The organism is Flagellimonas marinaquae (genome assembly GCF_023716465.1).
GTDB lineage: Bacteria > Bacteroidota > Bacteroidia > Flavobacteriales > Flavobacteriaceae > Flagellimonas > Flagellimonas alginolytica.
Genome location: NZ_CP092415.1, coordinates 1076571 through 1090541, shown reverse-complemented (window position 1 = coordinate 1090541; position 13971 = coordinate 1076571). Strand labels below are relative to the sequence as shown.

Below are 13971 nucleotides of genomic sequence, written 5' to 3'. Positions count from 1 at the left end.
TATGTAGATGGGAAAACAACCTTTTTGGTAGAAGGAAATAGAAAATAAATTCCTATTTCTTACTGATAAGCAAGAGGTTAAATAATTGTGAGGAAGCTTGTTTGTAGTATTGCGAAAGGGCGTTGGTCCTAACCAACGCCCTTTCGCAATAGATTTGTATAAAATTATTTAAACCAGTGGGGTACCTTTTAGGCGCTTTTCGATTTTGCGCTTTTTGGCGGTAATGTTCTTCATAACTTCCATTAACTTGGAATCCTTGGTTTTCTTATATATCTCGTTAATGGATAGGATTAAACTTTTTGCTTCTCTCGAGGCCTCAACCCTATCACTTGTGGACATGTGGCTCATGGGTCTTTTTTCAAACTCCTCTGCCTTTTCAATTAATAGATCTTGGGTCATTTTTTATTTTTAAAATTATTCGCAATCGGCTAAATATAAGAGATAGTTTGATATTTTTTGCCTATGGAACCATTTGATTTTCATATTTATGAAAACATTAAGAAGTCAATTTACTAAAGTCCTATCAAAATCTAAAAGAGTGAAACTCATAGGAGTTGACTATCGGTATTTATGGAATGCCTTGTCTATTCTAAGTTGCGATTATAATTGATGTTCGGAGATCAATTTGTCAACATTAAATTAATGTAAATAAATTGTTATCTAAATATTATTTAGATTATTTTTGTAAAAAATTTATTTTGAAAATAATCTGGAAATCTTTGGAAAGCGGCAAGGGTTTGGATCATTTCCAGCGCGTAGAACTGGAATATGCAGTTCGGTTACAGGTGGTAAAGATACTCATTGGTGAGGCAGAACACTTAATGGAATACCTTTCTTTGGTCGTAATGCAAATTAATCCATCCAACGGTTATGTTTTGGTGAATGAGGAAACTCCAGAACCACTTTTTTCAAAAATTAAAAACAACCTTGTGCAGCCAAAACCAAAAAAAGGGGCCAAGGTATCCTCGTCCTTGCAGGTTAGCCTTAATTTTTAAGATCATTTACGTTAATTTAAATATGGATTGAGTAAAACTCTCCGAGCTCCACTGGGTACTTTTGAGTAAAACAAAAAACCCAAAATGGCGATTATAGGAAATATTATAAAAGGAGTTATCGAGGCGCGAGACGCCCTGAGCATAGAAGGTGATCCGGCAAAAGAGCAACAAAAGGTATTGGTGGACCTACTGGAAAAGGCCAAGGACACCCAATTTGGAAAAAAGTATAGTTTCGATTCCATTTTGAATTCCAAAAATATCCAAAGGACGTTTTCGGACTCCGTACCCTATTTTGATTATAACAAGATAAAATCCGAATGGTGGGACAAGACCATAAACGGGGAACCCAATGTGGCTTGGCCGGGCAGTCCGGATTTTTTCGCACTTTCTTCGGGGACCACCGGCAAAAAATCCAAACGGATACCCGTAACCAAAGACATGCTCGATTCCATTACTCGAGCAGGTAGAGAACAAGTGTTCGCTATGAGCAATTTTGATATGCCAGCGGATTTTTTTGAAAAAGAGATTATGATGCTGGGCAGTTCTACCAATTTAGAGGAACGAGACGGAAAAAAGGAAGGTGAAATAAGCGGGATAAGCGCCAGCAATATTCCATTTTGGTTTAAAAAATATTACAAGCCCGGAGAAAAGATTGCTAAAATAGATGATTGGGACGAGCGGGTTTTGTCCATAGCCAAACATGCCAAAAACTGGGATATTGGTGCATTGAGCGGTATTCCTTCTTGGATGGAGCTAATGCTCAAAAAAGTACTGGAATATCATAGGGTGGACCATATTCACGAAATATGGCCCAACCTACGGGCCTATACTTCCGGGGGGGTGGCTTTTGATCCTTACGAGAAAAGCTTTAATGCTCTTTTGGGCCGTCCCATTCAGGTAATCGATACGTACTTGGCTTCCGAAGGATTTTTTGCTTGCCAAGTGCGGCCGGAGACCACTGCAATGAAGTTGATTACGGACAATGGTATTTATTTTGAATTTGTCCCTTTCGAGCCCCAATATGTCAACCAAGATGGGTCTTTAACGGAAGATGCTCCATCGCTTACATTGGACAAGGTGGAAAAGGACGTGGATTATGTGTTAATTATATCTACAGTGGCCGGTGCTTGGCGGTACATCATTGGGGATACTATTGCGTTTACGGATGTAGAGCGGGCCGAAATTAAAATTACCGGTCGCACCAAATTCTTTTTGAATACCGTTGGCTCCCAACTTTCCGTGAACAAGTTAAACGATGCGGTAAAACACCTGGAAGATGCACTGAACATAAAAGTGCCGGAATTTACATTGTGCGCCAAACGTTTTGACGATGGGTTTTATCATTCGTGGTACTTAGGCTCCGATAAAAAGTTGGACAGGGATAACACCGCCCAGATTTTGGATAATTATCTACAAAACGCCAATAAAAATTATAAGGTCGCCCGTAACAAGGCCTTGCAAGGGGTCAAGGTGCGGTTTGTACCGCAGCAAATGTTTGCGGAATGGAGTGGTGCCAACAAGAAAAAAGGTGGACAGGTAAAAATGGAAAGAGTGATGGGAGAGGAACGCTTTCAGGAATGGGAGGATTTTATATCCCAACAATTATAAAAGGTCCCTGTTGTTCGTGGAGTCTTGTTTTTTTACCATTTCCATAATTTCGTCCGGCGACAGATAATATTGTTTGATTCGTTCTTTATACCCATTGTCTATATTGGCATGGTTCAGTATAAACCGTTTAGTTTTTAAGATATAATTGGACATGCCTCTCGATACTGCAAACGAGTCGGCAGCTCGCTCCGCTTTTTTCACAAATTCTTTAAGCATTACATATCTAATTCCAAATCCCATTAAGTTTAAATTTCCTCGCTGTTGGTAATCCATTACATGTCCGAGCTCGTGACCTATCCACCCAATGAGCACATCGCGCGGGACATCCACAGTTTTGAATTCTTCTCCCGATATTTTAAACTTTTCGCTGATAAGAATTACGTAACTCCGTTCCTTTCGGGGTTTTAACAGTCCGCTCCAAGTGGGCTGCGCGAGCATCACCGATTTTTTTATACTTGTCTTGAACTTGAAACGAATTGGAATACCATCCAATTCGGGAAAATAGCTCAGCGCCGTTTTTACCTCTTGACGAATATTCTTGGGAACGGTGCTTTTAGGTTTTTTAAAAAATGTGATCATAATAAAGGAGCAGATAAAAAATACAAAAAGGAGCAATAGTCTTTTTTTCAAAATGAAAGTGTTAAATAAAAGGGCAAAACTGTGTTGCCCTTTTATTTGGTTGAATGTTGCTTTTTTAGAATTGGTATCGCAGACCTAGGGCTATATCCAGATCAAGGTCATCGGAATAATCATCATTAAAACCAATTTCAGGTCTCATGTCCAGTGAGATCAATAGAGGAATATCAAAATCGTATTCAATTCCCAGGTCTCCTGCTATAAGGGCAAAGGCCCCGTCGTTTTCACCGGCATCAAAGGAACCTATACCTCCACCAGCACCAACATACCAATGAAAACCACCATCAATGGGCATTACCCATTGGTAGAGTCCCACCAATTTAAAAGCCTCGACATTGTCGGAATCCCTCCAACCCAGGTCGAACTCCAATCTGTTGTTCTCTTTCAAGTATCGCTGATAGGAAACCTCGCCTCCAAAACCGTCGTTGTCACCTACTCTAATACCCAGGGCATTTTTGGAAATACTCTGAGCGCTCATGGTTGTTGCTCCAATAAAAAATAGAAATACAAGTAAATTTTTCATGATTGTTTTATTTTGAGACAAAGGTAGTCTCAACCCTGTTTTTACTTGTCTTAAATCATTTAATGATTGATGCAAACCATTAATTTATTGTGCTAAATAAGCGGTTTGAAGAATTTGAAGAGCCCTTCGAGGAATTTGAGCCAAAGGCCACGGTTTTGGAACCTTTCCAACGTAACTTCATTCGCATTTTTGCAGATTCTGTCGAACTCCAATGTTAGTTCCTTATTTATTTCTGTATTGTAGATAAGAATATTGGTCTCGTAGTTGAGTTCAAAACTTCGAATATCAAAATTTCCCGACCCGATAGATGTGAGGTCATCATCTACGACCATAATTTTACTGTGTGAAAAATCTTCCCGTAAATAAATTTTTACGCCCACTTTCAGTAATTCCTCAAAGTGTGAAAACATGGCAAACTTTGCGGCTTTGGAATCGGATTTTTTAGGGACCAACAAGGTAATGTCCACTCCCTCGAGAGCGGTGATCTTTAAACTTTGTAAAAATGCTTCGCCGGGTACAAAGTAAGGATTGGCAATGCGAACTGTTGCTTTGGCCTGGTTCATCATACCTATATATTGTTGCATTATGGTCGGGTGCTTGGAATCGGGGCCTCCGGCAACGACCTGAGCTTCTATTTCGCCTTTGGATTTTTGTTCGAACAAATAGTCCGTTATATTGAACTCTTCCTGCTTACTGGCAAAAAAGTAATCTTTTAAAAAAACCATGTGCAAATCGTTGACAATGGGGCCTTCGAGTTTCAGGTGGGTGTCCTTCCATTTGCCTAGATCATTTTTGCGCTTAATGTATTTGTCCGAGACATTGACACCGCCAGTGAATGCTATTTTATTGTCTATGACCACTATTTTGCGATGGTTCCTAAAATTGAGAGAAAACAACAGGTTCTTTAACCGAATGGGCATTATGGGGTGTATTTTGACCCCTATATCCTGAAATTTCTTTTTGGGTCGCCCACGCAGTTGGTAGCTGCCCAGTGAATCGTAGAGTATCCGGATTTCTACGCCTTCTTTAATCTTTTGTTGGAAAAGGTCCAACATCTTATCGAATAAATCGCCTTTCTCTAAAATATAATACTGCACATGAATGAATTTTTTGGCTTCTTCCATGGCGTTGAAGAGTTCGTTGAAGGTTTCTGCCCCGTCTTGTAGAACGGCTATTTTATTTCCTGTTTTTGCAGTGGTATTGGAGCTTTTGGATATGAGTCGATTGAGCCTTTCTTTTCGGATGTCCTCGTTAAAATGGGACTTAAATTTGTCCTGCGCCGATATCTTGGGGTGGGTGTAGGTGTTTCTTTTTTCAAATTCTTTGGAATTGAAGAATTTGAATTTTCTGCGGTTCATACCAAAAAGGTAATAGAGAACGGCGCCGAATATGGGCAGAACTATGATGGCGAATGCCCAACTAATGGAGCGCGATGGCCTTCTTCCGTGGTAGATTATGGCCCCAATGGCCCAAACGGAAACAACTAAATATACAATAATGAAAGTTGTTTTCACAAATAAAGGATGGTGTTAGTTTCTTCTAAGTTAAGCAGGATTTACCAATAAATCGTGAGGTAAGGGGAGGATCGGTACAATAAAAAAACTCTGGCAAAACTATTGCCAGAGTTGTTCGGTCGGGAAGTAAAGGATTATTGAGGACTATCGTCCACAGCATCTTCTACTTCGTCTTCCACGTCGTCCGCGGCATCTTCAATACCGTCGCCAACATCTTCTGCTGCATCTTCTACTTCTTCAATGGCCTCTTCGGCCTTATCTTCTTTTGTTTCCCTGCAACTGGTAAAACTTAACGTTAGTGCCATTGCAATTAACATGGTGAATAAACTTATCGACTTTTTCATGGGTTCTTTTATGTTTAGGGTTAATACTTGTTTTTAAGTGTGTGTGATCTATATTTTTTTTCTTCCTGTTATTAGGGAGATGATAAATAATACAATAAATATGAAGAATAGGATTTTGGCTATACTGGCTGCTCCAGCAGCAATACCTCCAAATCCGAAAATACCGGCAATTATGGCCAATATGATAAAGGTAACTGTCCAACGTAACATAATGATTGTGTTTTTAGGTTAATGTCTGACTATCTCTTAATCAGTACAATACAAATATCGGTCGGTTTGGAGCGGGAGTTTGTCGCTTTTGGTTTTAATCTTGACTCAAAAGCTAATCGATAGTGCACTAGCCAGTTAAATACGTTGTTCGCTGGTAAATAGGCTCTTTTCTCGTTGAAAAAATCTGCTTGGGACGGCTTCGGCTATTAAATCCAACTGTTGTGGATGGTTAATAATGTTCGATAAACCCTCCTTTGGAGATTCTTCTTGTAGCCAAGTGGGTGCATTCTCTTTGGAAACAATAACGGGTGCCAGATTGCTGATGTTGTGGTACTTGGAAATAAAAGGGTGCGTTCGGTTGACCATTAGTGCAGTGCACAAAAAACCGTCCTCTAGTCTATTATAGGTTCCTGCAAGGTAGAAAGGCTTTTTGGATGCCTGTTGTATGTGGTAACCATAAGTATTGCCATTTTCCAATAAATAGGTGTAAAAGCCGGTAACAATGATCAAACAACGTCTTTGGGTAAAGGAATCCTTCATCCAGTCAACACTGTTGAGTTCCACGGATGTTACGTTCAATGAGTTGGTGTACTCTTGGAAAATGTGCCAGTCTTCTTTAAAATTTTGGGGCATAAGTCCCCAGATAGCAAATGTGATTACTTTTGGTTCTTCCATGGTCACCACACTAAGGTTGGTTTCATGAAAACCGTTGATCATTGGGTTTGGTCTGTATAGATTTGGATACCTGAAGGAGATTCCAAACTCCTTTTCTATGGCTTCTCTCCCTGCATCATTTGAAAGCTTGTAAATCATAATCTTTAATAATGGACTCCAAGTAATTGATAAATGGGTAAAAAGTTTGACTCAAACCGTTTTAATCGTGTTGCTTTCCATTTATTTTTCTCAAAATCATTCTAAAGGCAAAATGTATGGTTGTACAAACGCCAACAAAGACTATCTTTATGGGTTAGGATCAATAGTTGAACAAAAAGCAGGGAGACCTTTTAATGATAACAATTGAGGTAAGTGCTCAGGATACCGCAGAGTCGGTCGAGCAGATCAGGCAAGTGATCGGGGGAGAGATAACGGAACGATGGGGGCAGTATTCGTTGAATGTTGCCAATGAGAGGGCAACCGGAAGCATACGTTTCATAATATTTGAATGGGGAGTGAGCCTGTTGGAGTTCGATATTACTTTTTCTGATGAGGTATTGATGAAAGTGGACACTTCGGAGTTCAACCCTATTAATTTTTATTATTGTCTCGAAGGCTACTGCGGACATAAATTTGGATATCAGCCAGAAGACAAGATCAAGATCATGGAACAATTTCAATCGGTGATCTTAACCAATCGTGATGGTGGGGTAAGCGACAGATATTTCCCGAAAGATGTAAAGATTTCGCAAACGGTGATCCAAGTGCGCAGAAAGCCATTTTTGCGCAAAAGGCTGAATCAGGGCGAAGAGTTGAACAAACAATTGTACCGCGTTTTTTTAGATACCGACCACGAAAAGATATTCGCCTATTACGGCTCCTACAACCTTAAGATTGCCGAGGTCATATCACAAATAAAAAAAGTAAAGGCAAAAGGCATGGTCCGTATTATGATGATCGAGGGATTTGTGTATCAGATCCTGTCCATGCACATTTTACAGCACAATAAAGAAGTCCAGAATAAGGGGCCGCAGACCAATTTGCTCAAACGAGAATTAAAGGCAATCCGGAAATATGCCAAAAAAATAGAAAAAAATATTGCCAAGGATTTTTCCCTTGAAGAGATTTCCGCGGAAACCGGCCTTACCCAGGCCAAGTTGCAAGAAGGTTTTAAGTTGTTGTACAATAAAACGGTAACGGAATATATTCGACATGCGCGATTGGAGCTGGCCCGTGATTATATTGCGAATACCGAAATGAATATCTCGGAAGTAGTTTATTCCATTGGTTTTACGAGTCGGAGTTATTTCTCCAAGATCTTTAAGGAGAAATATGGACTGAGCCCGAGTGAATTTAAAAATAGTAAAAGAAGCGTTGAGGTAGTGGGACAGTAAGGACTGGTAAGAATAAAAAACAAAAAACCCACAACATTTGTTGTGGGTTTTTTTGTGGTACCTCCAGAACCCCATAAATTCTTTTTCTATTTTATTGTATTTGCTCGTATTTACTGAGGTTATAAGCGGTTTTTAGGCTATTTTCCGATTAACTGAAATAACGTGTAATTGAACGAAATAAAAATTATTCGTCCCCTCTCTCGTCCCCTAGGGGATTTTTCTTCTGTATATTTGGAGCATGCCAAATGCAAGATTTATTCTAAAAGAACCAAATGCCAAATCAGAGACTTTGGTGTACTTGGTTTATGACTATCAATACAAAAGATTCAAGTATTCCACAGGTGAAAAAATTGCCCCTCAATTTTGGAACAAGAAAAATTATCGAGCAAAAGAAACAAGGAAGTTTCCTCAATATCCAGAATTCAACGCAAGACTGGATGTATTGCAGAATGGTATAAATACCGCATTCAGGAAATTACTTAATGATGGGGTTCAGCCAACAAATCCAATTTTAAAAAAAGCCTTTCTTCAAATTGTTGATGGGAATGTTTTGCAATCTGATAAAACGACCTTATTTAAGTTCATGGAGGATTATATCCAAGAATGTGAACATTTGAAGTCTCACTCTACTATTAAAGCCTACAGGACTACTTTAAGGCACTTAAAAGAGTATGCAGATGCTTATAATAAATCTTTGGACTTTGATTCCATTACTCTAGAGTTTTATAATCAGTACACGAGTTATTTGATGCACAAATGTAACCTCTCATTAAATACTGTTGGTAAGCATATCAAAATCCTTAAGATATTTCTCAATGAAGCAACAGACAGGGGATTGAATCAAAATTTGGACTTTAAAAAGAGAAAGTTTAAAGCACGTAAAGAAGATTCTGAAAATATTTATCTGACCGTTGATGAGCTTAAAAAGATGGAGGGTATTGATTTTTCTGCTAGTCCTCGCTTAGATAAGGTAAGAGATTTGTTTTTGGTTGGGTGTTATACGGGGCTTAGATTTTCTGATTTCACCCAGATTAGACCAGAAAACATTGATTATAATAAATCCATCCTGCAAATTAGGACACAAAAAACAGGTCAGCGTGTTTCTGTTCCGCTACATCCTACGGTAAAACTCATTCTCAAAAAATATAATAATGAACTTCCAAAGGCTTACACAAATCAATTAATGAATAGGTATTTAAAAGAGGTTGCAAGTGTGTCTGGATTGAAGCAGATGATACAAACAACTATTACCAAGGGCGGTAAGGTTCAAAAGAACAATTGTCCCAAATATGAATTGGTAACTACCCATACAGCTCGAAGAAGCTTTGCGACAAATTTATATTTAGCAGATGTTCCAAGTATTTCCATCATGAAGATAACAGGACACAAAACTGAGCGTTCTTTTATGCAGTACATAAAAATCTCACAAGAGCAGAACGCTGATAAATTGTTGAATCACCCATTTTTTAATTAATGAGCTTAACCGTATTTGAAGAATTAAAGAGCAACTTTAAAGCAAGATTTGAAAACGCTCCAAACAAGAATAACCTAGTTGAAAATGAAATATCCGAAATAGAGCGTTTTCTCGAGCCTAAAATAGAACACACACCGATAAATGCCTTGGCTGGAGGCAGTGGTTCAGCTCCTAACCGCACATCTTTGCATGTTTTTAAAATTGTTGTTCCAAAAGGCTTAAATGAATTATTTGCTTTGGCGTTTCGATACAGTTATGTAGAGGGGAATTATAGTTATACATCTCTTCCAAATGAACCAGAAAGCCTAGTGCAGCAGAAATTAATGGTTGTGAGACAGGCTGAGGAATTTGCTAAATATTATTCTTGGTTGAAGAATTTAGGTGCTGTTGATAAACCCAAACAAAGTACTAGGCAAGAATCAGTATTATATCATAAAGAAAAACTACTAGCTCTCTATTATTTGGGAATTAGGTTTAACAAATATGAAAATACTAGGTATGCAAAAATTTTATCACTTATCATGGGAGAGAGTGAAGTAACAACACGTCAGCACCTATCATATTTTCATAAATCAGGAAATACGGATAAAAAAGTTAAGACTGAAAAAGGCTTAAAAAAATTAAAGTTTTTATTTGAAAGCTTGGAGTTTGGTGAAGAATTACAAATGGTAGAAGAAGATTTGAAAAAGCTTAAGGGGCATGAGTTTAAATAGTAAATTTCAGAAAACGAAATCTTTAGTTCTCCAATATTATTGGATTGCTTTTGTTCCTGTTTTGATATATTTCATATTGAACTCATTTTATAAAGATGAAGAAATCGATAAAAATAAATCATATGCATTTGCCCTAGTTCTGGATAGTAAGCCAATACTAAACAAGGCAAGTAAAAGAAGATATGATTATCAATTTTTTTACAAGGGCGAAAAGTACAACGGAAGCTCGGTAGCTTCTCTTTCCGATAATGTAGCTTTAGGAAACTTTTACAAAGTTGAATTCTCAGATAAAAATCCCGACTACAATAGAATCATTTTTGAGGAAGAGTATATAGCTCAAACTCAGAAAAACGATGATGGTATAACTGACACTATTTATATTCTTAAATCTCAATTGTTTAAGCAGAGGATAAGTAATAAAATCAAGAATATTAAAGCTCCTTTGGACTCTGTAGAGGATTAATTCTCTTAAAATTTTTCCTCCTAAAGTAGTTACTACTCTACCTACTACAGGGTGTTTCCCATTTTATCATTGCCCCATTATTAATTGATAAAATAAAATGAAAATGGGAAAAATTGAATTAAGAACATTCGAGAAAACTGATTTTGAAACTGCTTTTGAAGAAGCATTGGATAAAGCAATTAAAAGGGCGATTAAGGAATTTGCTCATCCGCCAAAAGCAAGTGACCCTGATATGTTCTCTAGAAAGGAAACAGCCAAATTTCTGAGAATCTCTCTCCCCACATTACACGATTGGACAAAAGAAGGCTTGATTAGAGCCTATAGAATTGGCAATAGGGTTTTGTATAAGAAGGTAGATATTGATCAAGCTTTAAACTTGATAAACCCTGCAAATAAGAGAGGAGGGTTGTCATGCTAAAAAAGAAGAATGATTATTCCGTCATAGTATTTTTTGAAGATAATACTAAGCCAAAGAAATGGACTTATGTCCATAAGCTCAACGGGTTCTCCTTGTTTTTGAGAAAGAAACATCCCAATTGGGAGTATATGAACGTGTATAACCGCAGGGCGGGCACCTTTATGTGTAGGTTCAACAGGGACAGTTTCATCCCGCCATTCATAAGCGAGTAGCGTTTTCTTTTTTTAACCTTTAGAAATCATTGCGCATTCTGTAAGCACCTTTAGTAAAAACCTTTATATGGTATTTATAAATGCGCAACGATTCCGATTTTTTTAGCGTAGCATGATAGTTAAGAATACCTATGGAACAAGTGTCGAGTTTTCTACGAGAATGTTCGGTGTAGTTCCAGACGAAGAGTTTACTGGTTCATCACTCCAACGAAAGAAGAAAAAACCAGAAGATGAAGAAGAACCCAAAAAGGAAAAGTCCAAGCCTGTCAAGAAGAAAGCGGGCAAACCAAAGTTGCGACATCTTTCTAAACGTTCTAAACGGAAAATCAGAAAGAAAATAACATGCTTTTCAAGGTGTTATAAGAGGTTCAGTTTTGTCACTCTTACTTTCATGAACAAAGTGGAAGATGAACAGGCGGTTGATTTGCTTAGAAAGTTTTTGGATAATGCCAAGAAGCGTTTTGATGATTTTCAATATATCTGGGTGGCAGAAAGACAAACCAAGAACGATGAATTTAAGGGCAATGTTCATTTTCATATCATTACCAACAAATATTGGAAAATAGAGAAGTGGTGGAAATATTGGACTGATTTACAAAAGAAGAATGGGGTGCATCCACGAAGCAAAGATTTCAACCCCTCTAGTGCTTTTGATGTTAAGCAAATCCATACCAAGAATATCAAAGCAACTGGTTCTTATGTGACAAAATATATTACCAAAAACTATGGAAGGTTCAAGTGTCAGCCTTGGAACTGCTCCAAAAGGGTTTCTCAGTTATATACAGACTTCTATACCACCCCTGATTATCTAAGAAACTTTGAAAAGCTTAATGCAGTTAGAGGGGAGTTTACTGTCAAAGATACTTTGGATAGAACATTTTTGAGGGTAAAGAGTATTGATTTGAATAGGAAAACGTTGCCGCTGTACAATAGGTTGGATGAGAAGAATAGGGCATTGATGTCATGATAGATTTAATCAGTGGTTTAATGTATTGTATAGGAAGTAGTTGATTAAATTGTTAAAAAAGGACTAAATTAAGCGTCAGTTTTATCTGATTTAATGTAAATCAGTATTTCAATATTTTAAGTATGAATAAGCAGTTGTGGCTAAAATCAGAATTTGAAAAGAAAAGTATTCCGGATTGGACTTGTCCTCATTGTGCTAAATCTATTCTTAAGATTCGTTCTTTTGAAAGTGATGAAACTGCTCTTTCTAAAGAATGGCAATCTCATGAAGATTGGGAACCTGAATTTATTCGATATTCATTCTCAGGAAGTTTAATATGTCCAACTTGCGAGGAATTTGTTTCCTTTCTTGGGAATGGGTGGTTGGAGCTTTACACTAGTTATGATTACCAAACCGAAAGATATATTGAGGAGGGAAAAGCTTGTTATACTCCAAAATACTTTTATCCTGCTTTAGTGTTGTTTAATATTCCAGATAAATGCCCAGCAAAAATAAGAGAAATTATTTCTGAATCATTTGCTCTTTATTGGAGTGACCTTGCTTCGTGTGCTAATAAAATTCGGGTTTCTTTAGAAATCCTAATGGATGAGTTCAGTGTTAAAAAAACCTATATAAACAGAAATAGAAATAGAAAAAGACTTTCACTACATCAAAGAATTGAAGAATTCAAGAAATTAAAAAAAGATGTAGCAGAATTTCTTCTTGCTATTAAATGGATAGGTAATACAGGCAGCCATATTGGTGAACTTGATAAAATGGACATTCTTGAAACTTATGAAATGTTGGAGCTTGCACTAAATAAGCTGTATGATAATAACGAAGTGAGATTAACAAAAATAGCAAAGGAAATAAACAAGAATAAAGGAAGAAGGAAAAGGAAATAAATGGGGAAAATTTTAAAGAAAAAATAATGACCAATTCCAAAAAAATATCCCCCCAAGCAATTCTTGCGCTCAAGGAGGCACTATCTGTCATAACTTGGAAAAAGGATGATTTAAAAGATTTTTTGAAGTACTCCATGGATAATAGGGCAATTTTGGGAACAATCAATTGGGATGTTACAAAAAGAGAGAGCGTAAAGGAGCTTGTTGAAAGAATGACAGGTAGACCTGATCTTTATCAGGAAGATTTAATGAACTTACTATTGTCAGTAACAGATTTAACCGACTTTCCTCAATTGGATTATTGGGATGAGGATGGAACAAAAAAGCAAAGAGCTGCACAGGCTGTTGATAATCTTAGAAAACATACAAAGGGGTATATTGAGATTACTAAGGAACAAGAGCGAGCAAGAAAAAGAAGAGAAGGGATTGAGTTGAAAATAGCCAAAAATAAATCTCTTGAATCTGAACTTTTAGAGTTAAGGAAACTTTTTAATAAGTTGGCAACAAATAATAATTTTCAGCAAAGAGGCTTTGAGTTTGAAAAGTTTCTTAACGATTTATTTTTATTGTATGAGTTAGACCCTAAATCTTCATTCAAAAATCATGGGGAGCAAATAGATGGAGTTATAACATTTGATGGTACTGATTATCTAATTGAAGCCAAATGGAAGCAACAAGTTACAAGAGCGGATTTGGCAGCTTTTACATTTAAGGTAGAAAATAAATTAAAGATAGCAATGGGACTTTTAATTTCGGTAGATGGACTAACCCCTCAAGCGATATCACCAGATTTTAAATCCATCATAATTATGGATGGTTTAGATTTGATAGCAGTTTTAGATGGACGTATTAGTTTAACTGATTTATTTTACAAAAAGAGGCGTAAGGCAAATGAAACTGGAAAGATTTATGTCCCTTTTAATGAATTGTAATGAATTTATTTAAGTTTAAAAGGAGGTTGC

The 13971-nt window shown here is 37.1% G+C and carries 17 protein-coding genes; 10 read left to right on the top strand and 7 right to left on the bottom strand.

Going from position 1 to position 13971, the window contains the following annotated elements; genetic code table 11:
• Positions 1-168 precede the first annotated feature (168 nt).
• Positions 169-399, bottom strand: coding sequence for a hypothetical protein (locus MJO53_RS04980; protein WP_224836334.1), 231 nt, complete (start codon positions 397-399; stop codon positions 169-171).
• 299 nt (positions 400-698) lie between these two features.
• Between MJO53_RS04980 and MJO53_RS04975 the strand changes: the two genes are divergently transcribed.
• Positions 699-995, top strand: a complete 297-nt coding sequence (locus MJO53_RS04975) for a hypothetical protein (protein WP_224836335.1) — start codon at positions 699-701, stop codon at positions 993-995.
• A gap of 84 nt (positions 996-1079) precedes the next feature.
• Complete coding sequence (locus MJO53_RS04970; RefSeq protein ID WP_252080699.1) at positions 1080-2603, top strand: GH3 family domain-containing protein; 1524 nt, start codon at positions 1080-1082, stop codon at positions 2601-2603.
• Here the strand turns inward: MJO53_RS04970 and MJO53_RS04965 are convergent.
• The 6 genes from MJO53_RS04965 to MJO53_RS04940 form a co-directional block, all read right to left on the bottom strand.
• Positions 2598-3233 (bottom strand): hypothetical protein, encoded by a 636-nt coding sequence (locus tag MJO53_RS04965; RefSeq protein ID WP_252080698.1) that lies wholly within the window; start codon positions 3231-3233, stop codon positions 2598-2600. The genes MJO53_RS04970 and MJO53_RS04965 overlap by 6 nt on opposite strands.
• A gap of 64 nt (positions 3234-3297) precedes the next feature.
• Positions 3298-3762: a hypothetical protein gene (locus MJO53_RS04960; RefSeq protein ID WP_224836338.1), complete on the bottom strand. Its 465-nt coding sequence runs from the start codon at positions 3760-3762 to the stop codon at positions 3298-3300.
• 92 nt (positions 3763-3854) lie between these two features.
• A complete protein-coding gene (gene cls, locus MJO53_RS04955) occupies positions 3855-5276 on the bottom strand; it encodes a cardiolipin synthase (RefSeq protein ID WP_252080697.1) in 1422 nt (473 codons plus the stop codon).
• 134 nt (positions 5277-5410) lie between these two features.
• Entirely contained in the window at positions 5411-5620 is a 210-nt protein-coding gene (locus MJO53_RS04950) for a hypothetical protein (RefSeq protein WP_224836340.1), read from the bottom strand.
• 48 nt (positions 5621-5668) lie between these two features.
• A complete protein-coding gene (locus tag MJO53_RS04945; RefSeq protein WP_224836341.1) occupies positions 5669-5830 on the bottom strand; it encodes a DUF1328 family protein in 162 nt (53 codons plus the stop codon).
• Positions 5831-5965: 135 nt separating this feature from the next.
• Positions 5966-6643: an SOS response-associated peptidase family protein gene (locus MJO53_RS04940; protein ID WP_252080696.1), complete on the bottom strand. Its 678-nt coding sequence runs from the start codon at positions 6641-6643 to the stop codon at positions 5966-5968.
• Positions 6644-6837: 194 nt separating this feature from the next.
• Here MJO53_RS04940 and MJO53_RS04935 point away from each other — a divergent pair, with 194 nt between their 5' ends.
• The 8 genes from MJO53_RS04935 (at position 6838) to MJO53_RS04900 (ending at position 13941) form a co-directional block, all read left to right on the top strand.
• Entirely contained in the window at positions 6838-7878 is a 1041-nt protein-coding gene (locus MJO53_RS04935) for a helix-turn-helix domain-containing protein (protein WP_252080695.1), read from the top strand.
• 238 nt (positions 7879-8116) lie between these two features.
• Positions 8117-9352, top strand: a complete 1236-nt coding sequence (locus tag MJO53_RS04930) for a tyrosine-type recombinase/integrase (protein WP_252080694.1) — start codon at positions 8117-8119, stop codon at positions 9350-9352.
• Complete coding sequence (locus MJO53_RS04925) at positions 9352-10065, top strand: hypothetical protein (RefSeq protein ID WP_252080693.1); 714 nt, start codon at positions 9352-9354, stop codon at positions 10063-10065. The genes MJO53_RS04930 and MJO53_RS04925 overlap by 1 nt, the downstream gene beginning before the upstream one ends.
• Positions 10052-10528 (top strand): hypothetical protein, encoded by a 477-nt coding sequence (locus tag MJO53_RS04920; protein WP_252080692.1) that lies wholly within the window; start codon positions 10052-10054, stop codon positions 10526-10528. Before MJO53_RS04925 ends, MJO53_RS04920 begins: the two co-directional genes overlap by 14 nt.
• A 103-nt stretch (positions 10529-10631) precedes the next feature.
• Entirely contained in the window at positions 10632-10946 is a 315-nt protein-coding gene (locus MJO53_RS04915) for a helix-turn-helix domain-containing protein (protein ID WP_198519649.1), read from the top strand.
• A 324-nt stretch (positions 10947-11270) separates the two neighbouring features.
• The gene (locus MJO53_RS04910; RefSeq protein ID WP_252080691.1) at positions 11271-12125 is read left to right on the top strand and encodes a rolling circle replication-associated protein; all 855 of its coding nucleotides are present in this window, start codon (positions 11271-11273) and stop codon (positions 12123-12125) included.
• Positions 12126-12247: 122 nt separating this feature from the next.
• Positions 12248-13009, top strand: a complete 762-nt coding sequence (locus tag MJO53_RS04905) for a DUF4145 domain-containing protein (RefSeq protein WP_252080690.1) — start codon at positions 12248-12250, stop codon at positions 13007-13009.
• A 26-nt stretch (positions 13010-13035) separates the two neighbouring features.
• Positions 13036-13941, top strand: coding sequence for a restriction endonuclease (locus MJO53_RS04900; protein ID WP_252080689.1), 906 nt, complete (start codon positions 13036-13038; stop codon positions 13939-13941).
• Positions 13942-13971 lie beyond the last annotated feature (30 nt).

Excerpts from the sequence above, each read along its gene's own strand:
- MJO53_RS04950 (WP_224836340.1), bottom strand. The coding sequence starts at position 5,620 with ATGAAAAAGTCGATAAGTTTATTCACCATGTTAATTGCAATGGCACTA.
- MJO53_RS04900 (WP_252080689.1), top strand. The coding sequence starts at position 13,036 with ATGACCAATTCCAAAAAAATATCCCCCCAAGCAATTCTTGCGCTCAAG.
- MJO53_RS04930 (WP_252080694.1), top strand. The coding sequence starts at position 8,117 with ATGCCAAATGCAAGATTTATTCTAAAAGAACCAAATGCCAAATCAGAG.
- MJO53_RS04905 (WP_252080690.1), top strand. The coding sequence starts at position 12,248 with ATGAATAAGCAGTTGTGGCTAAAATCAGAATTTGAAAAGAAAAGTATT.
- MJO53_RS04925 (WP_252080693.1), top strand. The coding sequence starts at position 9,352 with ATGAGCTTAACCGTATTTGAAGAATTAAAGAGCAACTTTAAAGCAAGA.
- MJO53_RS04915 (WP_198519649.1), top strand. The coding sequence starts at position 10,632 with ATGGGAAAAATTGAATTAAGAACATTCGAGAAAACTGATTTTGAAACT.
- MJO53_RS04945 (WP_224836341.1), bottom strand. The coding sequence starts at position 5,830 with ATGTTACGTTGGACAGTTACCTTTATCATATTGGCCATAATTGCCGGT.
- MJO53_RS04910 (WP_252080691.1), top strand. The coding sequence starts at position 11,271 with ATGATAGTTAAGAATACCTATGGAACAAGTGTCGAGTTTTCTACGAGA.
- MJO53_RS04940 (WP_252080696.1), bottom strand. The coding sequence starts at position 6,643 with ATGATTTACAAGCTTTCAAATGATGCAGGGAGAGAAGCCATAGAAAAG.
- MJO53_RS04970 (WP_252080699.1), top strand. The coding sequence starts at position 1,080 with ATGGCGATTATAGGAAATATTATAAAAGGAGTTATCGAGGCGCGAGAC.
- MJO53_RS04920 (WP_252080692.1), top strand. The coding sequence starts at position 10,052 with ATGAGTTTAAATAGTAAATTTCAGAAAACGAAATCTTTAGTTCTCCAA.
- MJO53_RS04935 (WP_252080695.1), top strand. The coding sequence starts at position 6,838 with ATGATAACAATTGAGGTAAGTGCTCAGGATACCGCAGAGTCGGTCGAG.
- MJO53_RS04980 (WP_224836334.1), bottom strand. The coding sequence starts at position 399 with ATGACCCAAGATCTATTAATTGAAAAGGCAGAGGAGTTTGAAAAAAGA.
- MJO53_RS04960 (WP_224836338.1), bottom strand. The coding sequence starts at position 3,762 with ATGAAAAATTTACTTGTATTTCTATTTTTTATTGGAGCAACAACCATG.